The sequence below is a fragment of the Halosimplex carlsbadense 2-9-1 genome, from assembly GCF_000337455.1.
GTDB classification, from domain to species: domain Archaea; phylum Halobacteriota; class Halobacteria; order Halobacteriales; family Haloarculaceae; genus Halosimplex; species Halosimplex carlsbadense.
In genome coordinates this window covers 41,743-66,686 of the sequence record NZ_AOIU01000011.1, presented here as the reverse complement: position 1 = coordinate 66,686, position 24,944 = coordinate 41,743, and the positions used below count along the sequence as shown (strand labels likewise).

The window sequence follows — 24,944 nt, the reverse complement described above, 5'->3', positions numbered from 1 at the left end:
AATGGTCGTTCGACGCCCGCGCGGTCGGTGCCGTCTCCACCCGACTCAGAGCCGCGTCGCCGCCTCGAGCGAGATGCGAATCGCCCGCTCGACGTTGTTCTTCGCCTTCTCCGGGAGCTCCTCGTCGTCGGTCTCGCCCTTCTGGGTGCCCTCGACGAGGTTGCCGTCGACGGTGCAGATGGCGCCGGCGGCCAGTCCCTTGCGGCGGGCGAGCGTGAAGACGGCCGCGGCCTCCATCTCGACGGCGAGCATGCCCGCGCGCTCCCAGTCCTCGACGTACTCCTCGGTCTCGGCGTAGAAGGCGTCGTCCGTCGCGATCGGACCGACGTGTACGTCTTCGCCCCGCTCCTCCGCGCCGTCGACCAGCGCCGAGAGGGTCTCGTAATCGGCGACCGCGGGGTACTCGGCGTTCTCGTAGCGCTTGGTGGTTCCCTCGTCCTTGGCGGCGCCGGTGGCGACGACCATGTCGCCGATCTCGATGCCGGACTGCAGCGCGCCCGTCGTGCCGACGCGGACGAACGTCTCGACGCCGACGTTCGCCAGTTCCTCCACGGCGATGGTCGCGGAGGGGCAGCCGATCCCAGTCGAACAGATCGTCAGGTCACGACCCTCGTAGGTCGCGTTGACGAGCGTGTACTCGCGGTTCTCGGCCACGTGCTCGACGTTCTCGCAGTGGCCGGCGATGCGCTCGACCCGGCCGGGGTCACCGGGGATCAGCGCGATGTCGTGTACGTCGCCCGGTTCGACCAGCAGATGGGGCTGTTTCGCCATGGACGACTCTGCGTCCGGGGGCGGCAAAACGGTACCCGTTCGGTCGGCCGACCGCGCGGCCCGGCGACCGCCCAGGACCGTTCCCGCCCCCAGCCCTCCCGACCGGTAGGGAGCGCTCCGGAGCCGAACTGGGGAGCGTTTCGGTAGCGATTCGAACCCCGGAAACCGCACGATACCGGACGGGTTCGACCCGAAACGAGGGGGTTCGCTGCCGAGAGGCGGTTCGACCCGAAACGGAGGTGGGAGGCACGGGACGGCGGTCGAGCGACCGAGCTGGGCCGGGGAGTAACAGAGTGCCGACCGGTCAGAGCGCGGGGCCGATCAGGAACAGAAAGAGGTTGTTGGCGGCGGGGCCCATGCCGACGGCGGCGACGAAGGCGAACAGGAGGTTCCCCTGGGTGGGCTCGTCCTCGACGAGGTCGGCGAGGAGGACGACGATGCCGGCGACGACGACGAGTTTGACGACGGCGAACAGCCACCCCTTGCCGATGTAGGGGTACGTGGGGAGCGTCTCGGCGAAGTCCATGATCCGGCGGGGGATGGGTGTGCGCTCGCCGGTGCCGATCACGTCGACGCCGACGGCGGTCGAGAACCCGTCGAGCGCGTGGGCGTAGACGACCAGCGGGCCGGCGGCGCCCGCGCGGTCGACCGCGCCCGTCCACTTGAGCGCGAGCAGGTAGTACACCGGCGCGGTGAGGACGCCCGCGCCGAGGAACCCGACGGGGAGCCAGACCAGTGCCGTCGTCGAGTCCACGCGGCCGGCCGCGAAGGCGTACGCGACGACCGTCAGCGCGAGGACCAGCACGGTGCCGACGACCCCGAGGTTGCGGGCGATCCGGCCCACGTCGTCGACCATCTGGGCGCGGATGACCGAGGGGAGCCAGACGGCGGCGGCGAGGAGGAACGTCGTCACGTACACCGCCGGCGCGGCGAAGAAGGGCGTGAGTACCGCGGGGAAGAGCCCGGCTTGCTCGAACGCGTGGAACGCGCCGCCGGCGATCATCCACGGCGCGAGCGCGACCACCTGCCGGGACGTGACCGGCGGGTCGAGCAGGTAGAGGCCCGCGACCGCCGCCGCCGTCAACACGACCAGCGTGATCACGTACGGCAGCGGCGGGATCGCCAGCCCGCTCGGGAGGATCTGCATACCCTGTGGCGCGGCGGCGACTGACGAAAGGGTTGCGGTCCGCGAGGTTTCCTCGGACGAAGCGGACGAACCGACGGCGGCGCGACCGCCGACGCGGTCGATCCGGTCGTCCTTTAGTGTAGGGAGTGCGAGGAGTGAGCTATGACGACGGACGCGGCGGATCTGACGGGCCGTATCGAACACACGGTCCTCGGGCCGGAGACGACGCCGGACGACGTGATCGGCGTGCTCGACGCCGCCATCGAGTACGGCCTGCGCGCCTGCATCCCGCCCTGCTATCTCGAACTGGCGGACGGCTACGCGCCGACGGTGCCGCTGTCGACCGTCGTCGGCTTCCCCCACGGCCAGCACACCACCGCGACGAAAGTCGAGGAAGCCGAGGACGCCTGGGAAGCCGGCGCCGACGAACTCGATATGGTGATCAACGTCGGTCGCCTGCGCGCCGACGAGGACGGAACCGTGACGAACGAGATCGAGGAGGTCGTCGCCGCCGTCCCGGTCCCGGTGAAGGTGATCGTCGAGACGCCGCTGCTGTCCGACGCGGAGAAACGGCGGGCGGCCGAGTGCGCGCTGGCGGCCGACGCCGACTACCTGAAGACCGCGACGGGCTTCTCCGACGGCGGCGCGACCGTCCCCGACGTGGAACTGCTCGCCGAGTACCTCCCCGTCAAGGCCTCGGGCGGGATCGGCTCGTGGGCCGAGATGGAGGCGATGCTCGACGCCGGTGCGGAGCGGATCGGTGCCTCCAGCGGCGACACCATCGCCCGGGAGTTCCTCGACCAGCACGAGACCGCCGAGCGCTCGGACGTGAGCGGCTGGGAGTAGCGTTCGCGCCCGCGGCCCGAACTCCGGTCGGGACGGACGGGCGGCCGCGGGGCCCGCCCCGATCCGTCGCGCTTTTGGCCGCGAGCGCCAAGTGGGGAACAAGCAGATGGCCCGCTATCACATCGAGACCTACGGTTGCACGGCCAACCGGGGTGAGAGCCGCCAGATCGAACGGTCGCTGCGCGACGGCGGCCACCACCCCGCCGACGGCCCCGAGGAGGCGGACGTGGCGATCCTCAACACCTGCACCGTGGTCGAGAAAACGGAGCGCAACATGCTCCGGCGGGCCGAAGAACTCGACGCCGAGACCCCCGCCGACCTCGTGGTGACGGGCTGCATGGCGCTGGCCCAGGGCGAGGAGTTCGCGGCCGCGGACCTGGACGCCGAGGTACTCCACTGGGACGAGGTGCCCGAGTACGTCCGCAACGGCGAGTGCCCGACGACGACGCCCGACACCGAACCCGTCCTCGACGGAGTCGTGGGGATCCTCCCCATCGCCCGGGGCTGCATGAGCGACTGTTCGTACTGCATCACCAAGCACGCGACCGGGAAGATAGACTCCCCCTCGGTCGAGGAGAACCTGGAGAAGGCCCGCGCGCTGGTCCACGCGGGGGCACGCGAGATCCGCATCACCGGCCAGGACACCGGCGTCTACGGCTGGGACGAGGGCGAACGCAAGCTGCACGTCCTGCTCGACCGCATCTGCACAGAGATCGAGGGCGAGTTCCGGGTCCGGGTCGGGATGGCCAACCCGAAGGGCGTCCACGGCATCCGGGAGGAACTGGCCGAGGTCTTCGCCGCACACGACGAGCTGTACAACTTCCTGCACGCCCCCGTCCAGTCGGGCAGCGACGACGTGCTCGGCGACATGCGCCGCCAGCATCAGGTCTCCGAATACGTCGAGGTCGTCGAGACCTTCGACGACTATCTCGACGAGTGGACCCTCTCGACGGACTTCATCGTCGGGTTCCCGACCGAAACGGATCGGGACTTCGAGCAGTCGATGGCCTTGCTCCGGGAGACCCGCCCGGAGAAGATCAACGTGACGCGCTTTTCCAAGCGGCCGGGCACCGACGCCGCCGACATGAAGGGCCTCGGTGGCACCGTCAAGAAGGAGCGGTCGAAGGCGATGTCGGAGCTGAAGATGGACGTGATGGACGAGGTGTACGAGTCGATGGTCGGCGACGTGCGGTCGGTGTTGCTCACCGAGGACGGCACCGACGACTCGCTGGTGGGCTACGACCGCGCGTATCGCCAGGTGGCGATCCCCGACGCACAGAACCAGGGCGTCGAACTGGGCGACACCGTCGACGCCGAAGTCACTGGGCACAACACCGTCTACGCGCTGGGCGAACTGGTCTGAGTCGCCGCGACCGAAAGCCGTTTTCCGCGACCGACCGACGAGCGGGCATGGCCGACGTGACCGTCCACCGCGACGTGGTCTTCCACCGTCCGCCCGACCGGGAGTCGCCGCTGGAACTCGACGTGTACGAGCCTGCGAACGGCGGCGCGGACCGCCCAGCCGTGGTCGTCTACCACGGCGGCGCCTGGATCGAGGGCGAGAAGGGACAGCTCGAAGCGCTCGAACGCGCCCTCGCCGAGCAGGGGTACGTCTGCTTCGACGCGAACTACCGCCTGAGCGGCGAGGCGACCTTTCCGACGCCCGTCGAGGACGCGGCCGCGGCCGTCCGCTACGCGAAGGCGAACGCCGACGAGTACGGAGTCGACTCCGACCGGATCGCGACGACCGGCCACTCGGCGGGCGCGCACCTCGCGGCGCTGATCGCCGCCGCCGACGGCGGATTCGACTCCACGGACGCGCCCGTCTCCTCGACGGTGGCGGCGGCCGCGCCGATCAGTGGGGTCTACGACCTGCGCGACCGCGAACAGGCGACGGCCAACGACGTCGAACGACAGTTCCTCGGCGGCGGTCCCGACGAGGTGCCCGAGCGCTACGAGCGCGCGTCGCCGGCCGCCCACGTCGACGACGCGACGCCGCCGACACTCCTCCTCCACGGCGACGACGACGACCTGCTGCCCGCCGACGGCGCCCGCGAGTACGCGCGGACGCTCGCCGCGGCGGACCGGCCGGTCGAACTCGGTATCCTTCCCGGCGGTGGCCACGGCATCGTCGTCGACCCCGAAGACTGGCGCGAGCGAGGGGTCGAGACGGTCGCCGACTTCCTCGACCGCCGCCTCTGACCGGCGGTCCGGTGTAACTATCCCGCACGGACCGGTCACGTACCTGCGGACTACGCTTTTTGACCGGTCATTCGAACGTCACCGCGTGAGACGCTCGGTTTCGGTGACACTCCTGCAGCCGTCGGCACCGGCGGGTGTGACGGTCGACATGGTCGTGGTGGGGCTGGTGGTCCTCGGCGCCATCGCGCTGTTCGTGACGGAGTGGCTCCCGATCGACGTGACCGCGATCGCGATCATGGTGACACTGGTCGTCCTCCGGCCGTGGACGGGGATCTCGCCGAGCGAGGGGATTTCCGGATTCTCCAGTCCGGCGACGATCACCGTGCTCGCGATGCTAATCTTGAGCGCCGGGATCAGTCGGACGGGGCTGGTCCAGATCCTCGGGCGGCGGATCGCGGCGTTCGCGGGAGACAGCCTGGACCGGCAACTGCTGGCGACGGTCGGCGTGGCGGGGCCCGTCTCGGGGTTCGTCAACAACACGCCGGTGGTCGCGGTGCTGGTCCCGGTCGTGACCGAGGTGGCCAACGAGGGGAACACCTCGCCGTCGAAGCTGCTGATCCCGCTGTCGTACGCCTCGCAGATGGGGGGGATGCTCACGCTCATCGGCACCTCGACGAACCTCCTCGCGAGCGCCACCGCCGCGAGCCTGGCCGGGGAGTACCCCGGTCTCCGCGCGTTCGGCTTCTTCGAGTTCACGGCGCTTGGCGCCGTCGTCTTTCTCGCCGGCTCGGCGTACATCCTGACGGTCGGTCACCGGCTGCTGCCCGAGCGGGTGCCGCCGACCGACGACTACGTCGAGGCCTACGGCATGACCGAGTACCTCGCGGCGGTGGACGTGAGAGCGGGGTCGCCGCTCGTGGGGCGTCGGCCGCGGGCGCTGTCCGAGCGGGCGGGCGGCGCGGTCGAGGTGCTGCGAGTCGTCCGCGACGGAGAACGGCTCGCGAACCCGTCGGCCGAGCGGCTCGACGCCGGCGACACGCTGCTCGTCCGGACCGGGGACGAGGCGCTCCGGTCGCTCGCGGCGGCCGACGAACTCGCCGTCGACCGGTCGATCGACAGCGACGCGGCGCTGACGGCGACCCTCTCCGACGACTGGCGGCTCGTCGAGATGGTCGTCCCGGCGAACTCCTTCCTCGTCGGCGAGACGCTCCGGAGCGCGTCGTTCGCGCGGCGCTACGACGCGACCGTCCTGGCGCTGCGCACCCGGGGCGACATCGTCCGCGAGCGCCTGCGTGACCTGACCGTCCAGGCCGGGGACACGCTGCTCGTCCGGGCGCCGTCGCGGACGCTCGACCGACTCGGTCGCTCCCGGGAGTTCGTCCTCGTCGGGGAGGCGGCGACCCNTGACCGTCCAGGCCGGGGACACGCTGCTCGTCCGGGCGCCGTCGCGGACGCTCGACCGACTCGGTCGCTCCCGGGAGTTCGTCCTCGTCGGGGAGGCGGCGACCCCCGAGTACCGGACCGATCGGATCCCCCACGCGGTCGCGATCATGCTCGGGGTCATCGGGTTCGTCGCGCTCCCGTGGGCGGCGCTCGGGGAGGGGCTGGTCGCGCTCACCGGGGTCGGAGCGTTCGCGCTGGTGGGCGGGCTCCAGCAGGACATCCTCGTGACGGCGCTGGCGGGCGTGGTAGCGATGGTCGTCGCCGGCGTCCTCGACGCGGCCGAGCTGTACGACGCGGTCGACTGGGACGTGATCTTCCTGCTCGCGGGCGTCATCCCGCTGGGGATCGCGCTCGAAGGGACGGGGATGGCGGCGCTGCTCGGGGAGGCCGTGGCCGCGGCGGCGACCCACCTCCCGGTCGTGGTCGTCCTGTGGCTGTTTTACATCCTCACCGGCCTGCTCACGGAGGTCATCAGCAACAACGCCAGCGTCGTGTTGATGGTACCGGTCGCGGCGGCCGCGGCGACAGCGATCGGTGCGAACGCCTTCTCGTTCGTCCTCGCGGTGACCTTCGCCGCCTCGACCGCCTTTCTCGGTCCGATCGGCTACCAGACCAACCTGTTCGTGTACGGCCCCGGCGGCTACAAGTTCGTCGACTACCTCCGGATCGGCGCGCCGCTGCAACTGCTGCTGTCGACGGTGACCGTCGCCGGAATAACGCTGTTCAGGGGGATCTGAGCCCGTGTTCGACCGTGTCCTGGTCCCCGTCGACGGCAGCCCGGAGAGCCGCCGGGCCGTCGGATACGCGCTCGTGCTCGCCGACGCCTTCGACGCGACGGTCGACGCGCTGGCCGTCCTCGACAGCAGCGAGGTCCCCGACGTGTTCGACGAGGGGCCGACGGGCCAGCGAGTCGAGTCGGCCGTCCGCGCCGACGCCCTGGACGCCCTCGACGCGGTCCGCCGACGCGCCGCCGCCGCCGGTATCCCGGCGACCGAATCGGTGGTCGTCGGCCACCCGACCGAGGCGGTCCTCGACGCCGTCGAGGCGAGCGGAGCCGGCCTCGTCGTCCTGGCGGCTCACGCCCGCGGGCGGCTCGCCCGGTTCCTGCACCGCTCGCTCGCCGAAGCGGTCGCGCGATACGCGCCGGTTCCGGTGCTCACGGTCGCGGGCCCGCCGACCGCCCCGCCGCCGGCGTTCGACCGGATCCTGCTGGCGGTCGACGGGAGCGAGAGCGGGCGTCAGGCCCGCTCGTGGGCGTTCGGGCTCGCCCGGGCGTTCGACGCGACCGTCTCGGGGCTGTACGTCGTCGAGACGCGCCTCGGGAGTTCGGGGGTCCTGCGGGACCTGCTCGAACGCCGCGGCGAAGCGGTCGCCCGCGAGATCCGCGTCCAGGGCGCCCGCACCGGCGTCGAGGTCGACACCGCGACGCGCGAGGGGGACCCCGCCCGCGAGATCACCGCGTTCGCGGCCGACCACGGCGTCGACCTGGTCGTCCTCGGGACCCACGGTCGGATGGGGCTGGACCGACTCGTGATGGGCAGCGTCGCGTCGAGCGTCGTCCGCGGCGCCGACCGGCCGGTGCTGACGGTGCGGCCGACCCCGCGGGAATAGCGCACCCCGGGCGCGCTCAGTAGGTCTCGGCGTCGAGCCCGTCGACTCGATCGAAGTGGCTGTCGCGGGTGACGATCCGCGCGCCGTGGTGACGACAGATCCCGGCGATGAGCGCGTCGCCGAGGTTGACCCGGTCACCGGTTTCGAGCAGTTCCGCCTCTGCGAGCGCCGCCTCCCTCGCCGCGGGCTCGGAGAGTCCCAGCGGTTCGACCCAGTCGAGACCGGCGGCGACCCGTTCGATCCCCTCCCGTCCGTCGGTGCGAGCCGCCCCTCGGTACAGTTCGAACAGCGCCAGCGACGGGGCGAAGAAGGGCTTGTCCTCGTTGGCTTGGAGGTACGCGGCCGCGGCGTCGACCCCGTCGAGGTAGTCGAGCAGAAAGCAGGTATCGAGGGCGATCATCGCTGTGTGCGCTCTCGGAGGTCGCCGTCGAGGTCGCCGCGTGCGTCATCGACGGCGTCGCGGAACCCCTCGACGTCGCTCATCGCACCGAACCCCTTCATCAGGTCGCGGTCCTCACCCGTCAGCCGCAGGATCGTCTCCGTGAAGCTCTCGCCCTCCCGCTTGTGTTCTTTCAACCGCTCGTAGGCGTCCTCCGTGATCGTGAGACTCTTCGTGCCCATACGTGTACGTCTGGACGTAGACGTATATAAACTGTCGGTTCAGCTACCGGTCGCTCCGGTTCCCGGCCTCGCGATGCACGTCCGACAGCCCTTCGACCGAGGGCGCGTTGACGACCGTGACCGTCTCGTCGGTCACCCGGAGCCGGAAGGCGTCGCCGAAGCCGGTGCCCTCCTCGATGCGCCAGGTCCGATTCCGGCCGTCGACCGGCTCGGCGCCCTCGATGTCGAGCAGTTGCCGGTAGCCGTCGGCGAACTCGCGGGCCTCGGCGGGCGAGTCCCAGGCGGTCCGGAAGACGTAGCCGAACTCGGTGGCCGGCGTCGACGGGTTCCGATAGACGACCAGCCGGTCGCCGTCCCAGCCGGCCGAGTAGGGTGTGCTGTAGTTGTACGGATCGAGGCTGTCGTTCCGGGCGAAGAAGTCGCTCGCGGGGACGACCGACACCTGCCCCTGCGTGGCGACGGCGGGACGGACGAACATACTCGCCAGCCCGGCCTCGCCGACGCTGGCGTAGTCCGGGCGGCCGTCCACGCGCAGGCGCTCCCAGCCGGCGCTACTGCGGTCCGTGACGGTGACCGTCCGTGGTTCGTCCTCGCCGTACAGGTGGGGATGGATCGTCTGCTCGGTGCTGGCCGGCGGCTCCTCGTAGAGCGCGTTCACCCGCTCCCAGCCGCCCCGCTGGCGGAACTCGTTCACGAACGCCGGGCCGTCGCTGTACGGTTGATAGCGCAGCAGGTACGGGCCGACTCGCGGGAGCGACCCGGCACCGCCCTCGGCGGGGTCCGCCGGCGGCGCGAGACACGTCCCGTTCCAGGCGCCCGCACAGCGGCGTTCGTACAGGTGCCCGACCAGGTTCGCGTCACCTTCGACGAGATCGTCGATCGCGTTGTGCGCCTCGCGAGTGGGGCGCTCGAACTGCGAGAGGCCGAAGTGCTGGTCCTGCAGGGCGTGGGTGAGTTCGTGCGCCAGCGTCGACTCGTCGACCCGGACCTCGCCGTCCGACGATATCAGGACGATCTCCTCGCGGATGGACGAGTAGAACCCGCCGACCGACGACGCCGTACCGTTGCGCCGGACCGCGACCGCGTCCCGGGACTCGTTGACCATGAACAGCGCCTCGAACTTCGCGTTGGTGAACACCCGGCGCTCCGTCGAGGTGCTGCGACTGCGCTGGGCGCTGGCGAACTGCGACTGGGAGACGACCGTCACCGGCACTTCGCTCCGGAACTCCAGGCCGCGGACTCGCTCGACGCGAGCCATCGCCCGCGCGACCAGCGCCGGCCGCTCGCTTTCCGAGAGGCCGTCGCTCTGGTCCACGTCGATCGTCTCGTTGTACCAGTAGCCGCCCTCCCAGCCGAGGCGGTCGGTCTCGGGGTCCGAACGGTTCTCGACCGCCGCATCGTCGGTGTCACTGCCGCCGGCCGTCCCGTTCGCCACCGTCGTTTCGGACGGGTTCGGGGTCTCCGTTGCGTCCGCTGGCGACGCCGCCGTTTCGGTCGGTCGTGCGGTCTCCGTTCCGGGCTGTGACGCCGTCGGCGCCCGATCGGTCGAGCGGTCGGCGGTGGGCACCGGTTCCACGGTCGTCGATCTCGGCTCGTCGGTCGACGGCGTTACCCCCGTCGTCGGCGACGCCGGCTGTGCGGCGGGACCCGTCCCGCCCAGAAACCCCGAACAGCCGGCGAGCACCGCCACGACCGCGATCGCCACCGCCGCGACCGTCCTGCGTTGCATATGATACGTCTCGGACGCGACGCCGAAAGCGGCGGACCCGGCATTCGCCAGTCGGCCGCGTCGAGACTGGGGGACGGCGACGGCCCCGGAGCGCGGAACCGGATCACGCGTCGCCGCCGTCGGCGTGGAATCCTCGACCCAGTCGGCCGAGACCCCGTCCGAGCGGGTATCCCGCGGCCGTGAGTGCTCCAGCACCGGCGACGGCGCCCAGCGCGACCAGCCACGCCGGCGGCGGCACCGCACACACCGCTGCCGCCCCCGAGGGCGTGTCGTCACAGCCGCGCTCGGCGAACGCCAAGAGCACCAGCGGGAATCCCGTCGCGAGCCACGACGGAACCACGCCGGCGTCGGCGACGCCCGCCCCCACGCTCACGCCGACGAGGAGCACGCCCGGAACTCCCACCGCGATCCACGGCGAGGATGTCTGCGCCACGAGCGACGGCGCCGCGACCGCGGCGCCGACGGCCAGTGCCATCGCCAGCCCGCGCCATCCGCGCCCGACCAGCGTCGTCTGCAAGCGGTCGCGGCGCCACTCGCGAACGAACCAACCGACGACCCCGGCACCGACCAGTAGCGCCGCGAACGACCCGAACCGATCGACCATCGCCGGATACTGTCAGCCACTACGCAAGTGCTTTCCGGTGGTCGCGACGCCGGCTCACCACTCGGGGAAGTATCGCCCGTGGAAGCCGAAAGGGACGGCGTGGGGCAGCGGTGCCCGTGCCCGCTCGTCGAGCGTCTCGCCGTCCAGCACCAGGAGGTCGGTCCGCCGCTCGGTCGTGTTCAGCGCGGTCACGAGGACGACCCCCTCGTCGCTCGGGCGCTCGGCGTCGGGTGCGCGGACGAAGACGGGTTCCTCGACGAACAGTCCCGACTGCTCCCAGCGGCGCGATTCGCCCGTGGTCACGTCGACCTTCGCGACGTGGTTGCCGTCGCGCTTGGCGGCCCCCTGGGCGAAGGCGTAGCGGTATGGCTTCGTCCGGTCACCGCGGGCGACCCGCGGGAGCTCCAGGCCCTCGTACAGCGACTCGCTCGTCACTCGACCGCCGTCGAGCGGAATTCGGAACCGTCGGAGCTGGCCGTCCTGTCCCGATTCGAACCAGTCCTCGGCGGCCGAGAGATACAGCCCGTCGACCACGTCGGCGTCCGGGTACGCGACGAGATCGACGACGAGTTCACCCGAGTCGGCCTCGAAGGCGTTGACGTGGTGGAAGACGAACCAGGGGTCGGTGACCCGAGTGGCGGCCACCTCGCCGGTGTCGCGGTCGACGACGCGAAATCGGGTGCCCCGCTCCGGTTCCCAGTCGTAGTTGTCGACGAAGCTCTCGCTCCCGGGCAGCAGAAACGAGGCCGGGTTCGTGACGAACGGGTGTTCCGTGAGGACGACGTAGCGCTCGGTCAGCGCGAAGCTGTGGACGTAGACGGGGTCTCTGGCCGGTAGCGTCGCGATCCGCTCGCGCGAGCGCGAGCCGTCGGGGAGCCGGTAGAGCGTGTACTCGCTGGGGCGGCCGAAGGTGGTGAGGAGGCCGACGGTCTCCCCGCGGTGGGGGTCGGGGACGACGTGCGCGCAGTTGATGTGGCCGGTCAGCGCGTCGGCGAAGGCGAACTCGCCGAGCGTCTCCAGGGTGTCGGGGTCGACGGAGCAAAAGCGCGGGACCTCGGTCATCGCGACCAGCGAGTCGCCGACGCGGGCGACGTGGACGTTGCAGTTGTCGGTCGGGTCGTCGAACAGCAACTGACGGACGCGCCGGAGGTAGCCGCCGCCGGTGGCGAACTGCCCCGAGATCTCGCCGGTCTTCATCGCCCGACGGTAGGTCTCCGAGCGCAACGCCCGGTTGGTGTAGCGGATCTCGTCGGAATTGCCCTCGAAAGAAAATCTGTGGAGCATCGCCAGGCCGTCGAACCAGTGGGCGACGCGGTCGCCGCCGACTTCGAAGACGGCGGGACCGTTGCGGACCAGCGCGCCGTCGAGCCACTCGGGCAGCGACCCCTCGACGGCGAGCGAGCGGTCGCTCACTTCGGTATCGAGCGTCGAGAACCCCAGTTCGAAGCCGGCTTCCATCGACATACCGGCGGTTGGGCGGCCAGGGGGTAGTGGCTGGCGGTGCGAGCGGTCTACCTGGCGGACTCGTCACCGGCCAATTGGTCGACCTGCTCGTCGGCCTTCCACTCGTCGAGTTCGCGCGGGTCGACGTGGACGAACACGTCGTCGACCTCGGGGAGGTCCCGGATGGAGTCGACGACCGCCGACTCGATGTCGTGGGCCTCGTACAGCGTCCGTTCGCCCTCCACCTCGATGTGGAGCGACACGTCGATCTCCGGGCCGACGTAGTGGGCGATCACGTCGTGAGCGCCCTCCACGTCCGGGTGTTCGAGCGCCCGGCGGATGATCTCCCGGCGGAGGTCCTCGGGGGGCGCGCGCCCGAGGAGGTAGCCGAGGTTGTCGCGGACGACCTCGACCCCGGTGTAGACGATGCCGACGGCGACGACCATCGCGGCCAGCGGGTCGAGGATCGGGTAGCCGGCGCCGGCGCCGAGGACGCCGACGATAGCGGCGCTCGCGGTGAGGATGTCGTTGCGATTGTCGAGGGCGGTCGCGGTCAGCGCCGGGGAGTTGTGCCGGTCGGCCGCCGCGAGGACGTATCGGTAGAGGGCGAACTTCGTGACGGCGGCGACGACCAGCACCGCGACCGCGGTCGGGCCGCGCGAGACCGCCACGTCCCCGGAGAGCAGCGCTGTCCCCGACTGATAGAGGACCGTGCCGCCGGCGGCGAAGATGCCCAGCGCCACGAACAGGCCGACGAACGGCTCGATGCGTTCGTGCCCGTGTGGGTGCTCGAAATCGGGCGGCCGGGTGGTGAGGTAGAGGCCCGCCACCGTGACCAGCGAGTACACCGAGTCGGCGGCGCTGTTGACCGTCTCGGACTCGACCGCGAGGCTCCCCGTCGCGATCCACGCGCCGCCTTTCAGCGCGACCAGCACGACGTTGACCACGAGAAGCAGGATGCCGACCCGCCGGAGCACCCGCGGCCTGTCCTCGGTCATCGTCGGTGGTTGACGACCCCGGGTGAAAGCGGTGTCGGGACTCGGTCACTCCGAGAAGACGACCGCTCGAGTCTCGCCGTCGACGGTCGCACCGTCCTGGGCGGCGAACGCCTCGCGGAGGCGGTCGTAGGAGTCGTCGACCGCCTCGACGATGACCTGCGTGTCCGAGATCACGGGCATGAAGTTGGTGTCGCCCTCCCAGCGCGGGACGACGTGGGTGTGGAGGTGGTCGTCGATGGAGCCGCCGGCGGCGCCGCCGCCGAGGTTGAGCCCCGCGTTGTAGGCGTCGGGGCCGAGCCCGTCGTCGAGCGCGTCGAAGGTCCGCTGTTTCAGCCGGGCGTGGTCGAGCAGCGTCTCCTCGTCCAGCTCGCGGTAGTCGCCGGTGTGGGCGTGGGGGATGACCATCACGTGGCCGGGGTTGTACGGGTAGTTGTTCAGGAGGACGAACGCGCGCTCGGAGCGGGCGACGACCCGACGGTCGCGGTCTTCGCTGGGGTCGCCGTCGGCGAACGCGCAGAAGACGCAGCCGTCGACGTCGTCGTTGCCGCCCTCGCGTTCGACCCACTCGATGCGCCACGGGGCGAAGACCTGGTCCATGCCGGCCCTGCGGGACCGACCCACTAAACCCCGACGGGGCGCCGCCGACCGGCGGACAGTGGTGGGGAACGCCCGAACCGGGACGAAAAACGCGTTGCAACGGGCGAGACATGGACGAAAGACGTATTGGAACGGGCGAGACATGCGAGAGATATGTCCCCCTCCCTCCAGACGCGACCCCTCCGGGCCGCCGCGGCGGCGTTCGTCGCCGGTGCCATGGCCGTCACGCTGTTCGGTGTCGTCGTCGCCGGCGACCCCCTCGAACGAGCGGCGCTCGGCAGCCTCGGCTACGCCGTCGGCACCGCCATCGGCGTCTACATCGCCTACGCCGGTCCGGACTGGTGATCAAAGCTCGCGTTCCAGCACCTGCCCCCACACTTCGAGACCCTCGGACTCGTAGAACTCGCGGCCCGCGTCGTTCCCGTCCCGGCAGGCCAGCGCGAGGTGTTCGCAGTCCCGGTCGCGCGCCCACCCGTCGAGCCAGTCGAGCAACTCGCCGCCGAACCCCTCGCCGCGGCGCGGTTCGTCGACGACGAAGTCGTGGACCCACAGGTGCCGTTCGTGGTGGAGCACCCGCTGGATCGAGACGCCCGCGACCGCGACGAGCGCCTCGCTGTCCGTCCCGGGGCCATCGGATTCGTCGGTCTCGTACAGCCCGAACAGCCGATAGTCGTCCTCGTCGCGCCACTCGTAGACGAACGCGTCGTCGACGTGGGTCCAGAGCTGTCGGAGTATCGCCACGGCCTCGTCCCACCCGTCGTCGGTCGTCACTTTCCTGACCTCGGTCGCCACGAGCGAGTCCTGCCGCCGAGACGACAAAACGATTTCCGGACCATGTGGTTTCGTGGCACAGACCGTTCTCCGCGAGGCGTCGAACCGGGCCGGCGGAACGGCTATTGCCGCCCGGGCCGGCCTGTCACTCATGGGACTTCTCGAAGCGGTCCTGGTGTTCGCCGTCGGTTACGTCTGCGGCGCAGTCACGCGGATCTTCGCGGGGATCGCGGCGCTCCTCGCGCTCCTCCTCGTGATTCTCGGCGTCGCGCTCCCGTCGTCGATCGTCGGGATCGCCGACCCGATACTGGCGGTGTATCTGGGCAACGAACTCCTCTTTCTCTCGGGATTCCTGTTCGCCATCTCGCACAACCCGGCCGGGGAGACCGAGGGAGACTGAGGTAACCGTCGAGGTCGACGGCGGTCGTCGACGGTCACCGGCGATCCCACCGTCTGGGCGATAGGTAGCTCAGTCGTCGCCGTTCTCCGCGCCGAACCGGAGCAGGCCGGGGTAGTCGGCGATCAGGCCGTCCACGCCGGCGGCCGAGAGCCGCTCGGCCTGGTACCAGGTCCCGATGGTGTAGACGTTCACGTCCCGGCCGGCGTCGTGGGCGACCGCCAGCAGGTCCGTGTCGGACCAGTCGGAGCCCTCGGTGTAGTACTCGTCGGCGTAGAAGGGCGTCCCCCGGACCATGTTGTACGGCGGGTGGATCGCCTCGGCATCGTACTCCTCGGCGATGGCCAGGCCGTCCTCGATGGAGTCCCACAGCAGCGGCGCGACGGGGTAGTCAGACGCCTCCCGCGTCGTCGTCAGCGCGGCTTCGTAGAACGACGAGAAGAGGACGTCGTTGTAGTACTCGTCGACGATGTCGAGGACGTCGTTCACGAACGGCCGCCAGATCGCGGCCTGGGTCTCCAGCTCCGCCCCGGAGAGGTTCGCGGCGAACCGGAGGTCGGCGGAGCCGGGGTTCTTGAGTTCGACGTTCACGCCGATATGCCGCGGGATGGCGTCGAGTACGGTCGACAGGAGCGGGACGGTCTCGCCGCTTTCGAGCACCTCCGCACCAGTGACGGTCTCGGTATCGGTCTCCCAGACCAGCCCCTCCGCGTCGGTGAGCCCCCGCTCGCCGCCGTCGCGACCGTCGAGCCGGTCGTCGTGGAACACGACGACGTCGCCGTCCGCCGTCGCCATGACGTCGATCTCGATGCTCTCTGCCGCCCGGGACCGGGACCGCGGCGAGCGCGCGCCGCGAGCCGCCCGCGTCACCGCGCCGACGGTGTTCTCGGGGTACATCCCCGCGAACCCGCGGTGGGCGATCAGGTCCGGGAACTCCTCCGTGCGCCCGCGGTGGTCGTCGATCCGTTCCCCTCGTTCGTTCTCGTCGTCGTCCGGTCCGCCATCGTCGGACCGTCCCCCAGCCGCGGCGACCCCGGCGGCCAGCCCCGCCGCCGACGCGCCGACGCCGCTCACGAACGCCCGTCGCCGCATTCCCGCCGCCGTCGTATCCGGATGCTCTGTGCGTCCACCGTCGCGGTCCGTGTGTGCCATTGCGGGCGGACCGTGCAGCGCTCGTGGCAAGACGGTGTATAATTGTAGTCAATAGATCTAAAATTATCTCGAAGCCGAACGTAGTCGTCCGGACGCACCGCGCCGGGCCGGGGTCGACGACGGCGATCCGGGCGGGCGGCGGGACGAGGAGTCGTTCGGACGGGAGCGCGGATCTCAGACCGTCGGTCCGTCCACGTCCTCGTCGGCGGCCTCGCGCCAGGAGCGGGCGGGTTCCCACCCGAGCAGGTCGGCGGCCCTCGCGTTCGAGATCGAGGCGTCGTCACCGGAGAGGTCACAGGGTTCCGGGACTGCCCCGAACTGCTCCTCGAAGAGGTCGACGGTGTCGCGGTCGGCGTAGTTCTCGTCGGCGACGGCGAAGACGGCTTCGTGACCCTCGATATCGGCGTCGAGCGCCGCGGCGACGATCGAGGCGATGTCGCGCACGTCGACGTAGCTCCAGAAGTTGCCGACGCCCTCCGCGGGCGGTTCGACGTCGAGACAGTCGTACTCGCCGGGGTACTGGATCCACGACGGACGGATCGAGACGACCGACACGTCGTGTCGGCGGACCGTCTGGCGGGCGAGCGCCTCTCCCGCTTCTTTCGAGACGCCGTAGGGGTCCTCCGGCCGGAGCGGGTGTTCCTCGTCGATCGGGAGATAGTCGGGCGCGGGCGTCTCGGCGGCGAAGGGGAAGCCGAGCGCGCTCTCGGAGGAGGCCCAGACGACGCGGGCGTCGGCCCGGCCCGCGGCTTCGAGGACGTTGTACGTCGAGACGATGTTGTTCTCGAAGACCTCGCCGCCGGGGTGGTCGAGCGGGTCCGGGATGGCCGCCCAGTGGACGACCCCGTCGGGGTCGAACGCGCCGACGAGGTCGAACACGTCGCCGCGGTCGGTCAGGTCGGCGACGCGCACGTCGACGTTCCCGCGTTCGCTCTCGGCGTAGCGCTGGTCGACGCACATGACCTCGTGGCCGTCGTCGGCGAGTCGGTCGACGATCCATCGGCCGGAGCCACCGAGACCGCCGGTGACGAGTATTCGTGACATGTCCGACCCGATGGCCTGGCTCGGCATAAACCCGGAGAAAGCGGATCGAACCGGGTCGAGCGCAACCGGCACGTCGCGCAGGTCGAGGACCGACTCGGTCAGACTCGGGAGGACGAAGCTCTCGACGGCCCCGTGTTGGACGTTGCCCATCACTACGTAGGCCCACTCGCGATCGTCGCTCTCGATGGCGTCGATCAGCTTCTTCTGACTGGAGACGTTCGTCTCGTCGGAGACGCCTCGGCCCTCCTCGACGACGACCTCGGCGTTCACGTCCGGTGCCACGTCGTCGAGAACGGCCGCTATCTCCGAGCGGCCGTCCTCGCCGTACGCGACGAACACCGTTGCCATGTCGGACCGAGTGCGGCGGAGACCGCTTCAGTGCGTCGCCGCCCTGTCGCGCCGTCCCGATCGGTCCCCCGTCACCGGTCGACGTATCCCGCAACCACTCGCGGACAAACCCCACCACCGTCGCGAGCCTACCGGCCTGCATGTCCGACCGAACCGACGACGGCGACCCGTCGACGCGGGACGACCTGTCCGACCGCATCGACGAGAGCCTCCCGACGCTGCTGGGCCACCTGTATCGCGGCGAGATGAATCGGGCGAACACGTGGCGCGACCGCCTCGACCGGACCACGAACTGGGCGGTGACGATCATCGCGGCACTGCTGACGTTCGTGTTCTCCGGCCGCGACAACCCCCACTACCTGCTGATCCTCGGGATGGGGCTGGTCGCCGTGTTCCACCTCGTGGACACCCGCCGCTACATCGCCTACGACGTGTGGCGCTCGCGGGTGCGCCTGCTCGAAGAGGACGTCTTCGCGGCCGGCCTCGACCGCGAGAGCGGCGCCACCCACGACGACTGGCGCGACGAACTCGGCGAGGACCTCCGCCGACCCGCGCGCAAGACCCCCTTCGGCGAGGGGTACGCACGCCGGCTCCGCCGGGTCTACCTCCCGCTGTTGCTTGTCCTCCTCGCCGCGTGGGTCGTCCGGATCACCGTCTTCACCAGGGCGTCCGACCCGCTCGCCGCGGCGTCCATCGTGATGATCCCGGGGTCAGTCGTCGCCGGCGCCGTCGCGCTGGGGTACCTGGCCGCGGCCGCGTTTGCCTACTGGCCCCGTCAGCGCCGGTCGATGGGCGAGTTCTACGACCGCGAGAAGGAAGGCGAGTGGAAGACCGACGGGGAGTGAGGCCGGGCGACCCCCTCCGTCGACTGCACCCTACGGCGCCCTACCGACTCCGCGTCGTCACTTCGCAGCCGTCTTCGGTCACGATGATCGTGTGTTCCTTCTGGCTGACCATCCGGCCCTCGTCCTCCTTGAGGACGGGGTAGCCGTGGACGATGTCCTGGCGCTGGAGCCGGCGCAGCGCCATCTTCGGGCGGCGCACGTCGAGCCACCGGGCGGCGAACGGCAGCGTCCGGAACTCGTCGGTGATCTGTTCGAGGGCCTTCCGGGCGGTGCGGTCGCGGACCGACCCCTCGCGTTCGAGCGCGAAGATCTCCTCCTGGTTGCCCTCCTGGACCTTGCCGCCGCCGTCGGTGGCGAACGGCTCGATGGCCACTACGTCCCCGACTTCGAGTTCGGCGCTCTGCTCGACGGCCCGGTTGGGGACGTTCGGCGTCGTGTGCTGTTCCCAGTGGCCCAGGCCGTGACCGGTGAGGTTGACCACCGGGTTGTAGCCGTAGCCCTCGATGGTCTCCCCGATGACCGCGCCGATCTCGCCGGTCTCGACGCCCGGTTCGACCACGTCGAGGGCGGCGTCGAGCGCCTCGGCCGAAGCTTCCGTGAGTTCGGATTCGCCCGCCAGGTCGACGGTGACGGCCGTGTCGGCGAGCCAGCCGTCGATGTGGACCCCGATGTCGAGTTTGACCAGATCCTCGCCGATCTCGCGGTCGTCGTCGGGGCCGGCGGCGCCGTGGGCGGCCTCCTCGTCGACGCTGACGTTGACGGGGAAGGCGGGCTCGCCGCCGAGTTCGCGAATGCGCTCTTCGGCCCACTCGCTTATCTCCAGGTAGCCCGTCCCGACCTCGCACCGCTCGGCCGCCTCGTCGCGCACCTGCGCGAGTATCTCGCCGGCCTCGCGACACTGCTCGTACTGCTCGGCATCCAGATCGACGCTCATGGCTCGCGGTTTGCGCCCTGCGGTCAAAGGGTTTCTGTGTCGGGGAGCGGCGGGGGTGGCGTCCGATCTGGGGCGCGAGAGCGCCGATCCGATGCTGATCGACTAACGCTTTTGCCGCCCGGCTCCGAACTGTCGGCCACCGACCGAGCGATGAGCGAGTGGACACTTCTGGATTTCGCGGCGGACGATTCACCGCTCGACCCCGACCGACACCGAGAACTCGTCGAACGGTCCGAGCGATCGGGGTCCGAAGCGTCCGAGAAACGCCTGGAACGGCTGGGTGTCGAAACGGGCTGACGCCGTATCCGAGGAGCGAACCCCGCCCCTACGTCCCGTCCGCCCGCGCCGTCTGCATCGCCGGGCTGTTGTACGCCTCGCCCGTTCCGCCGTCGTCGTCGACCACGACGATCCCCGCGTCGCCCTGGGCCGCGTCGTCGAACTCCTCGATCGCCAGCCGCGCGGCCGCCTCGGCGTCGGCGCCCCTTTCGAGCAGGCCGACGGCGCGGCGAGCCAGCCCCTCGCGGGCGATATCTTCGCCGGCGCCGGTCGCGCTCGCGGCCCCCGCCTCGGAGGCGTAGAAGCCAGCGCCGACCTGGGGCACGTCGCCGACCCGGCCCGCCAGCGCGAACCAGCGCCCGCCCGTGGAGGTGGCGGCGGCGATCTCCTCACCCTCGCGAGCGACCGCGCCGACGGTGTCGTGGTCGTGGGGGTCGGCTCGTGGCGGCTGGCCCCCGGCCTCGTCGCCTTCGGCGTCGCCGCTCTCGTTCTCGTCGCTCGCGAAGTGCTCGCGGACCCACTGGAGATGGGCCTCGGGGTCGCCGGTGGGCGGTTCGCGGTCCCCCCACCGCTCGCGGGTGCGGTCGGCCCACAGGTCCAGCCCGGTCTCGACGCCGACGGCGTGGGCGAACGCGACGGCCCGCTCGCCCGCGAGCATGACGTGGGGCGTCTCGGTCATGACCGCCCGGGCGACTTCGACGGCGTGGCAGACCTCGGGCATCGCGCCCGCGGCGCCCACCTCCCCGTCGGCGGTCATGACCCCGGCGTCCGTGCGGATCATGCCGTCGCTCTGGACGGCGCTGCCGACGCCCGCGTTGAACGACGGGTCGACTTCGAGGACGCGCACCGTGGCGCAGACCGCCGCGACCGGGTCCGATTCCTCGGCGCCGCGGGCGACCGCCTCGTCCAGCACTGCTTGGCGCTCGGCGGGTTCCTCGGGCGGCGACCCCGCCCCGCCGTGGGCGAGTAGTTGCATGTCTGGTGGTGTCGTGCCCGTCGGCATAAGTTCGGTGTCCCGCGATCGCGAGTCGGGTGTGAGACAGCGACTGGCGACTCGACCGCGAGCGCAAACGGAGTGAACGCTACCGCAACAGCCGCCAGCACCGCCGACTCGATCGGGGGGCAGAACAGCGTGAAAGCCCCGGCCGTCTCGACTCCCGCGGCTCGCTGCGCGCTTCACTCGCTTCGCTCGTTCCAGTGCTTACGTCGCCGGGGTTCGTCGAGACGGCCGCCCCTTTCATTCCCACCCGCACAGACTGTCTAATCAGCCGAAACGGGCGGGAATGAAAGGGGCCGCTGGCTCCGGGAAGACGGCCGATGTAAGCACCGCAGCCGAGTGTAACGAGGCGAGGAGCGCAGCGAGGCCCTCGACCGGAGCCAGCGGGGGCTTTCACGCTGTTCGCGGTCGCGGTCGGTCCGGTAGTCACCGTATCTCGAAGGGAGTTACCGAGTACGTTTCGGTCGATCTACCGACGATAGTCGACCAATATTGGTGTCGTCCAGGCCCTTGCGACGCCTCCACATCACTCCCCGTCGAGTTCGACGGCGGAGACGTGGTCGAAAGTGGCCTCGCAGTAGGCGCCGATCATGGTCGAGCAGGCGGCGAGGCCGCCGCAGACGGGGTCGCCGAGGTCGACCGACCGCTGGTCGACGGCGTGCCACTCCTCGCGGTTCGGGGAGACGAAGACGGTGACTCGGTCGCCGGTTCGCTCGACGGCGAACCACTCGAAGTTGCGCTCGCCGCTCTCCAGCAGCTGCGCGCGCGTCGGTTCGCCGCGGGCGGTCCGCCAGCACACCTCCGTGCGACCGTCGCCGGTCCGGCCGATGTAGCCGAACGTCGCCGACTCGCTGGCGTCGTCGCGCAGCATCACGCCGGCTTTGCTCCGGTCGCCGGGCGCGTCGAGGCCATCGAGACGCGCCTCGACGCGACAGGAGCCGCGGATCGAGGCCCATCGGAAGTGAAACTCGTTGACCCGGCCGAGGAGGTTGTCGCCGGCCGCGCGGAGCGTCCAGCGGTCGACCGACTCGTCGTGGGAGGACTCACCGGCGTTGAGTACCTGCCCCACGTCCCGGCCGGTCGTCAGCGGTCGCGCCCGTCCGGTCCCCGGGAGCGGGTCCGGGTCGGTCACCAGCAGGACGTTACCGAACTCGAGGCGGGCGCCGCCCGCCCGGCTCTCGCCGATCCGCAGGTCCCAGCCGTGGGTGTCGGCGACCTCCGCGACGATAGCGAGGTCCGCTCCGGTCGCGGCGGCGCTGTAGCCGGCCTCGAGCAGTTCCTCGCGCTCGTCGTCGGGGACGGGCGGGCCGTCGTCGGCGACGAAGAAGCCGTCGTCGGTCGAACCGACGCGAACGGTCACGTCGGGACCGCCGCGTTCGAGACAGCGCTCGAAGCAGTTCTCGAACAGCGGTTTCAGCTGGAGACGGTTGGTGTAGAGGACCGTCTCCGGCGGGAGATCGATCTCGAGCGTCGCCGCGGCGGTGGCGACCTCGTCCCAGACGACCTGGAGGAACGAGCCGACCTCGACGCCGCCGACGGGGGCGGGCGCAGTACCGCCGGAGGCGGCGAGTTCGCTCACGTCCTCGACGAGTTCCGCCATCCGGTCGAGGGCGTCGCTGACCCGCTCGGCGGCCTCGGGGTCGCCCTCGCGGGCGAACTCCTGGTAGGCCATCGCGACGTGGAGCGGGTTGCGCAGGTCGTGGGCGACGAAGCTCGTGAAGTCGTCGAGCCGACGGTTCTGCGCGCGCAGATCGCGGATCTGTCGCTTCTCGTCGCTCACGTCGAGGGTGACGCCGACGAGGCCGCGGGTCCGGTCGCCGTCGCGCCAGGGCACTTTCGTCGTGCGGAGCCAGCGGCCGGCCTCCGGGGGGCCGTGGCGCTCCTCGCGGTCGCGGATCTCCTCGCCCTCGTCGATGACGAGGCGGTCGTCGCCCAGCGCCTCGACTTTCGCCTCCTCGTCCCAGGAGTACAGCTCCCAGTCGGTCTTGCCGACGGCCTCGGCGGGGCTGGGGGCGCCGTGTACGTCCGCGATCTTCAGGTGTCGCGCCCGCTCGTCTTTGACGTATATCGGCAGTTCCAGCTCCGAGAGGACGGCGTCGAACATGTCGCTGTCGGTCGCCGCTCGGTAGCGTCTGTCGTGAGTGGTCAGCGCCTCGGCGACGGTCTCCAGCAGCGTCTCGTGGGTCGAGACCGCCGGGTCCGAAGGCCGTGGGAGGTACGCGAACGCCCCCGCTCGCGTCGCCGCGCTGGCGAGCGACTCGTCGCCGTCGGCCGCGTAGACGACCACCGGCAGGTCCGGGTGCCGGTCGGTCGCGGCGGCGACGCACTCGACCGGGTCGGCGAGGGTGTCGTCGACGACGAGACAGCCGACCGACTCGTCGTCGGCGAGCCGGTCCAGCGCGCTCGCGCGGTCCGCGACCACGACCCCCTCGACCGCGGGGTCGGTGTCGGTCGCCGCCGCCGCGCTGACGATGTCACTCGTCACCGGCGACGGGAACGACCACCGCTCGACCGCGTCGAGGACGGCTTCGCCCACCGCGTCCGAACCGACCGCTATCACGACCGTCGACGGTCCGTGCAGGTACTTGCTCACCACGACACCCCCTGATAGGCGCCGTTTCCCCAGTCTAGTTGATAAATCTTCTCCACGGTGTGCGGGGATCGTCGACACACCGCTCGGGTATCGTCGAAATCATGTTCGACGATCCGGAACAAACGCGGGGATCGTGGTGTCTCGTTCCGTCGAGATCGCCTCACGGAAAACGGCAGTCCTTTAGGCCCGAACGTGGAATGGCGGCGTATGGAATACGAGTACGACAAGGTTGAGGTTCCGGCTGACGGAACGGCGATCGAGGTCGTCGACGAGGACGCGGACGAACTGGACGTGCCGGAGAAGCCGATCGTCCCGATCATCCACGGCGACGGCATCGGGCAGGACGTCGGGCCGGCCGCCCAGAAGGTGCTGGAGGCCGCGGCGAACGCGACCGGGCGTGACGTGTCCTGGATGCGCGTCTACGCCGGTGAGTCGGGTCGCGAGAAGTACGACGAGAACCTGCCCGACGACACCGTCAACGCCATCGACGAGTTCCGCGTCGCGATCAAGGGCCCGCTGACGACGCCCGTCGGCGCCGGCTTCCGGTCGCTGAACGTCGCGCTGCGACAGACGCTGGACTTCTACTCCAACGTCCGACCCACGTACTACCTCGACGGCGTCCCGTCGCCGATGAAGGCCCCCGAAGAGATGGACATGGTCACCTTCCGTGAGAACACGGAAGACGTCTACGCCGGCATCGAGTGGGAGGAGGGCACCGAGGAAGTCGAACAGGTCCGCGAGTTCGTCGAAGACGAGATGGGCTTCGACGACGTCATGCACGACGGCCCGATCGGCATCGGCATCAAGCCGATCACGGAGTTCGGTTCCAAGCGTCTGGTCCGCAAGGCCATCGACTACGCCCTCGAACACGACCGCGACAAGGTCACCCTGGTCGGCAAGGGGAACATCATGAAGTTCACCGAGGGACAGTTCACCGAGTGGGGCATGGAGGTCGCCGACGAGGAGTACGACGACGAGGAGGTCTTCGCCGCCCCCGACTCCCTGTGGGAGGAGCAGGACGACATCGACGTCCCGGACGAGGCCGTCATGGTCGAGTCGCGACTCGCCGACGCGATGCTCCAGTGGATGCAGCTGCGCACCGACGAGTTCTCCGTGCTCGCCATGCCGAACCTCAACGGGGACTACCTCTCGGACGCCGCCGGCGCCCAGATCGGCGGGCTCGGCATCGCGCCGGGCGCCAACTTCGGTGACGCCCGCGTGCTCGCCGAGCCGGTCCACGGCTCCGCGCCCAAGCGCGCCGGCCAGAACAAGGCCAACCCGACCGCGATGACCCTCTCCGGGCGGCTCATGTTCGACTACATGGGCTGGAAGGACGCCGGCGATCTCGTCCGCGATGCCGTCGAGGAGACCATCTCCTCGGGCAAGGTCACCTACGACCTCGAACGCCAGCTCGACGACGCCGAGAAACTCGGCACCGACGAGTACGCCGAGGCCATCGTCGACAACATCGAAAAACTCTCGTAGAGAGTTTTTCGTGCGCTCGGAAATCTTCGATTTCCGAGAACATCGAGGAACTCGCGTAACGAGTTCCTCCCGCTCTGGCGGCGTAGCCGCCAGAACATCGAAAAACTCTCGTCGTCGACGCCGCTCGGATTCGCTCGCTCGCTTTTTCGCGTCGCCGCTCCGTCCAGCGGC

At 70.4% G+C, this 24,944-nt stretch carries 23 protein-coding genes and 2 pseudogenes; 10 read left to right on the top strand and 15 right to left on the bottom strand.

The features are described from left to right. Nucleotides 1–45: 45 nt before the first annotated feature. Together C475_RS05050 and C475_RS05045 are read right to left on the bottom strand one after the other, a co-directional pair. Nucleotides 46–771, bottom strand: coding sequence for a nucleoside phosphorylase (locus tag C475_RS05050; protein WP_006882701.1), 726 nt, complete (start codon nucleotides 769–771; stop codon nucleotides 46–48). Between the two features lie 304 nt (nucleotides 772–1,075). Continuing rightward, on the bottom strand, nucleotides 1,076–1,918 hold the full coding sequence (locus tag C475_RS05045) for a DUF63 family protein (protein WP_006882700.1): 843 nt from the start codon (nucleotides 1,916–1,918) through the stop codon (nucleotides 1,076–1,078). A 141-nt stretch (nucleotides 1,919–2,059) separates the two neighbouring features. Here C475_RS05045 and deoC point away from each other — a divergent pair, with 141 nt between their 5' ends. The 6 genes and pseudogenes from deoC to C475_RS05020 all read left to right on the top strand — a co-directional run bounded on the left by deoC (nucleotide 2,060) and on the right by C475_RS05020 (nucleotide 7,939). Continuing rightward, nucleotides 2,060–2,743, top strand: coding sequence for a deoxyribose-phosphate aldolase (deoC, locus tag C475_RS05040; RefSeq protein ID WP_006882699.1), 684 nt, complete (start codon nucleotides 2,060–2,062; stop codon nucleotides 2,741–2,743). A 106-nt stretch (nucleotides 2,744–2,849) separates the two neighbouring features. Continuing rightward, nucleotides 2,850–4,106 carry a tRNA (N(6)-L-threonylcarbamoyladenosine(37)-C(2))-methylthiotransferase gene (locus C475_RS05035; protein ID WP_006882698.1) on the top strand — a complete coding sequence of 419 codons (1,257 nt, stop codon included), beginning with the start codon at nucleotides 2,850–2,852 and terminating at the stop codon, nucleotides 4,104–4,106. Between the two features lie 47 nt (nucleotides 4,107–4,153). Next, nucleotides 4,154–4,945 (top strand): alpha/beta hydrolase, encoded by a 792-nt coding sequence (locus C475_RS05030; RefSeq protein ID WP_006882697.1) that lies wholly within the window; start codon nucleotides 4,154–4,156, stop codon nucleotides 4,943–4,945. A gap of 148 nt (nucleotides 4,946–5,093) precedes the next feature. Continuing rightward, a pseudogene (locus C475_RS25420) lies at nucleotides 5,094–6,185 on the top strand (SLC13 family permease); the annotation flags it as partial. Between the two features lie 109 nt (nucleotides 6,186–6,294). Continuing rightward, a pseudogene (locus C475_RS25415) lies at nucleotides 6,295–7,065 on the top strand (SLC13 family permease); the annotation flags it as partial. A gap of 4 nt (nucleotides 7,066–7,069) precedes the next feature. Beyond that, nucleotides 7,070–7,939 (top strand): universal stress protein, encoded by an 870-nt coding sequence (locus C475_RS05020; protein WP_006882694.1) that lies wholly within the window; start codon nucleotides 7,070–7,072, stop codon nucleotides 7,937–7,939. A 16-nt stretch (nucleotides 7,940–7,955) separates the two neighbouring features. Here C475_RS05020 and C475_RS05015 read toward each other — a convergent pair whose 3' ends face one another. The 7 genes from C475_RS05015 to C475_RS04985 all read right to left on the bottom strand — a co-directional run bounded on the left by C475_RS05015 (nucleotide 7,956) and on the right by C475_RS04985 (nucleotide 13,931). Further along, entirely contained in the window at nucleotides 7,956–8,339 is a 384-nt protein-coding gene (locus C475_RS05015) for a PIN domain-containing protein (protein WP_006882693.1), read from the bottom strand. Next, nucleotides 8,336–8,560, bottom strand: coding sequence for an antitoxin VapB family protein (locus tag C475_RS05010; protein WP_006882692.1), 225 nt, complete (start codon nucleotides 8,558–8,560; stop codon nucleotides 8,336–8,338). The genes C475_RS05015 and C475_RS05010 overlap by 4 nt, the downstream gene beginning before the upstream one ends. A gap of 43 nt (nucleotides 8,561–8,603) precedes the next feature. Then, the gene (locus tag C475_RS05005; protein ID WP_152436333.1) at nucleotides 8,604–10,289 is read right to left on the bottom strand and encodes an Hvo_1808 family surface protein; all 1,686 of its coding nucleotides are present in this window, start codon (nucleotides 10,287–10,289) and stop codon (nucleotides 8,604–8,606) included. A gap of 103 nt (nucleotides 10,290–10,392) precedes the next feature. After that, on the bottom strand, nucleotides 10,393–10,893 hold the full coding sequence (locus C475_RS05000) for a hypothetical protein (protein ID WP_006882689.1): 501 nt from the start codon (nucleotides 10,891–10,893) through the stop codon (nucleotides 10,393–10,395). 54 nt (nucleotides 10,894–10,947) lie between these two features. Beyond that, entirely contained in the window at nucleotides 10,948–12,357 is a 1,410-nt protein-coding gene (locus C475_RS04995) for a carotenoid oxygenase family protein (protein WP_006882688.1), read from the bottom strand. Nucleotides 12,358–12,404: 47 nt separating this feature from the next. After that, entirely contained in the window at nucleotides 12,405–13,334 is a 930-nt protein-coding gene (locus C475_RS04990; protein WP_006882687.1) for a cation diffusion facilitator family transporter, read from the bottom strand. Nucleotides 13,335–13,379: 45 nt separating this feature from the next. Then, entirely contained in the window at nucleotides 13,380–13,931 is a 552-nt protein-coding gene (locus C475_RS04985) for an HIT family protein (protein ID WP_006882686.1), read from the bottom strand. Nucleotides 13,932–14,084: 153 nt separating this feature from the next. Between C475_RS04985 and C475_RS04980 the strand changes: the two genes are divergently transcribed. After that, nucleotides 14,085–14,276 (top strand): hypothetical protein, encoded by a 192-nt coding sequence (locus C475_RS04980; protein ID WP_006882685.1) that lies wholly within the window; start codon nucleotides 14,085–14,087, stop codon nucleotides 14,274–14,276. On the opposite strand, the gene C475_RS04975 is transcribed toward C475_RS04980, so the two are convergent. Then, a complete protein-coding gene (locus C475_RS04975; RefSeq protein ID WP_006882684.1) occupies nucleotides 14,277–14,723 on the bottom strand; it encodes a GNAT family N-acetyltransferase in 447 nt (148 codons plus the stop codon). A 130-nt stretch (nucleotides 14,724–14,853) separates the two neighbouring features. On the opposite strand from C475_RS04975, the gene C475_RS04970 reads away from it, so the two are divergent. Beyond that, nucleotides 14,854–15,102: a hypothetical protein gene (locus tag C475_RS04970; protein ID WP_049930126.1), complete on the top strand. Its 249-nt coding sequence runs from the start codon at nucleotides 14,854–14,856 to the stop codon at nucleotides 15,100–15,102. A gap of 69 nt (nucleotides 15,103–15,171) precedes the next feature. Here the strand turns inward: C475_RS04970 and C475_RS04965 are convergent, their stop codons facing one another. Both C475_RS04965 and C475_RS04960 read right to left on the bottom strand, forming a co-directional pair. Beyond that, nucleotides 15,172–16,251, bottom strand: a complete 1,080-nt coding sequence (locus C475_RS04965) for a glycerophosphodiester phosphodiesterase (RefSeq protein WP_049930125.1) — start codon at nucleotides 16,249–16,251, stop codon at nucleotides 15,172–15,174. Nucleotides 16,252–16,425: 174 nt separating this feature from the next. Next, complete coding sequence (locus C475_RS04960; RefSeq protein ID WP_006882681.1) at nucleotides 16,426–17,643, bottom strand: NAD-dependent epimerase/dehydratase family protein; 1,218 nt, start codon at nucleotides 17,641–17,643, stop codon at nucleotides 16,426–16,428. 140 nt (nucleotides 17,644–17,783) lie between these two features. On the opposite strand from C475_RS04960, the gene C475_RS04955 reads away from it, so the two are divergent. After that, the gene (locus tag C475_RS04955; protein WP_006882680.1) at nucleotides 17,784–18,488 is read left to right on the top strand and encodes a DUF2270 domain-containing protein; all 705 of its coding nucleotides are present in this window, start codon (nucleotides 17,784–17,786) and stop codon (nucleotides 18,486–18,488) included. Nucleotides 18,489–18,528: 40 nt separating this feature from the next. Here C475_RS04955 and map read toward each other — a convergent pair whose 3' ends face one another. From map to C475_RS04935, 3 genes are all read right to left on the bottom strand, one after another. Beyond that, nucleotides 18,529–19,422 (bottom strand): type II methionyl aminopeptidase, encoded by an 894-nt coding sequence (map, locus tag C475_RS04950; protein WP_006882679.1) that lies wholly within the window; start codon nucleotides 19,420–19,422, stop codon nucleotides 18,529–18,531. 325 nt (nucleotides 19,423–19,747) lie between these two features. Beyond that, complete coding sequence (locus C475_RS04940; protein ID WP_006882677.1) at nucleotides 19,748–20,674, bottom strand: isoaspartyl peptidase/L-asparaginase; 927 nt, start codon at nucleotides 20,672–20,674, stop codon at nucleotides 19,748–19,750. Nucleotides 20,675–21,221: 547 nt separating this feature from the next. Continuing rightward, nucleotides 21,222–23,288: a PAS domain-containing protein gene (locus C475_RS04935; protein WP_152436332.1), complete on the bottom strand. Its 2,067-nt coding sequence runs from the start codon at nucleotides 23,286–23,288 to the stop codon at nucleotides 21,222–21,224. Nucleotides 23,289–23,495: 207 nt separating this feature from the next. Here C475_RS04935 and icd point away from each other — a divergent pair, with 207 nt between their 5' ends. Then, the gene (icd, locus tag C475_RS04930; RefSeq protein ID WP_006882675.1) at nucleotides 23,496–24,773 is read left to right on the top strand and encodes an NADP-dependent isocitrate dehydrogenase; all 1,278 of its coding nucleotides are present in this window, start codon (nucleotides 23,496–23,498) and stop codon (nucleotides 24,771–24,773) included. Nucleotides 24,774–24,944 lie beyond the last annotated feature (171 nt).

What these genes read in the sequence shown, in the direction of transcription:
- C475_RS05050 (WP_006882701.1), bottom strand. Translation starts at nt 771, where the DNA reads ATGGCGAAACAGCCCCATCTGCTGGTCGAACCGGGCGACGTACACGAC.
- C475_RS05045 (WP_006882700.1), bottom strand. Translation starts at nt 1,918, where the DNA reads ATGCAGATCCTCCCGAGCGGGCTGGCGATCCCGCCGCTGCCGTACGTG.
- deoC (WP_006882699.1), top strand. Translation starts at nt 2,060, where the DNA reads ATGACGACGGACGCGGCGGATCTGACGGGCCGTATCGAACACACGGTC.
- C475_RS05035 (WP_006882698.1), top strand. Translation starts at nt 2,850, where the DNA reads ATGGCCCGCTATCACATCGAGACCTACGGTTGCACGGCCAACCGGGGT.
- C475_RS05030 (WP_006882697.1), top strand. Translation starts at nt 4,154, where the DNA reads ATGGCCGACGTGACCGTCCACCGCGACGTGGTCTTCCACCGTCCGCCC.
- C475_RS05015 (WP_006882693.1), bottom strand. Translation starts at nt 8,339, where the DNA reads ATGATCGCCCTCGATACCTGCTTTCTGCTCGACTACCTCGACGGGGTC.
- C475_RS05010 (WP_006882692.1), bottom strand. Translation starts at nt 8,560, where the DNA reads ATGGGCACGAAGAGTCTCACGATCACGGAGGACGCCTACGAGCGGTTG.
- C475_RS05005 (WP_152436333.1), bottom strand. Translation starts at nt 10,289, where the DNA reads ATGCAACGCAGGACGGTCGCGGCGGTGGCGATCGCGGTCGTGGCGGTG.
- C475_RS05000 (WP_006882689.1), bottom strand. Translation starts at nt 10,893, where the DNA reads ATGGTCGATCGGTTCGGGTCGTTCGCGGCGCTACTGGTCGGTGCCGGG.
- C475_RS04995 (WP_006882688.1), bottom strand. Translation starts at nt 12,357, where the DNA reads ATGTCGATGGAAGCCGGCTTCGAACTGGGGTTCTCGACGCTCGATACC.
- C475_RS04990 (WP_006882687.1), bottom strand. Translation starts at nt 13,334, where the DNA reads ATGACCGAGGACAGGCCGCGGGTGCTCCGGCGGGTCGGCATCCTGCTT.
- C475_RS04985 (WP_006882686.1), bottom strand. Translation starts at nt 13,931, where the DNA reads ATGGACCAGGTCTTCGCCCCGTGGCGCATCGAGTGGGTCGAACGCGAG.
- C475_RS04980 (WP_006882685.1), top strand. Translation starts at nt 14,085, where the DNA reads ATGTCCCCCTCCCTCCAGACGCGACCCCTCCGGGCCGCCGCGGCGGCG.
- C475_RS04970 (WP_049930126.1), top strand. Translation starts at nt 14,854, where the DNA reads ATGGGACTTCTCGAAGCGGTCCTGGTGTTCGCCGTCGGTTACGTCTGC.
- C475_RS04965 (WP_049930125.1), bottom strand. Translation starts at nt 16,251, where the DNA reads ATGGCACACACGGACCGCGACGGTGGACGCACAGAGCATCCGGATACG.
- C475_RS04960 (WP_006882681.1), bottom strand. Translation starts at nt 17,643, where the DNA reads ATGGCAACGGTGTTCGTCGCGTACGGCGAGGACGGCCGCTCGGAGATA.
- C475_RS04955 (WP_006882680.1), top strand. Translation starts at nt 17,784, where the DNA reads ATGTCCGACCGAACCGACGACGGCGACCCGTCGACGCGGGACGACCTG.
- map (WP_006882679.1), bottom strand. Translation starts at nt 19,422, where the DNA reads ATGAGCGTCGATCTGGATGCCGAGCAGTACGAGCAGTGTCGCGAGGCC.
- C475_RS04940 (WP_006882677.1), bottom strand. Translation starts at nt 20,674, where the DNA reads ATGCAACTACTCGCCCACGGCGGGGCGGGGTCGCCGCCCGAGGAACCC.
- icd (WP_006882675.1), top strand. Translation starts at nt 23,496, where the DNA reads ATGGAATACGAGTACGACAAGGTTGAGGTTCCGGCTGACGGAACGGCG.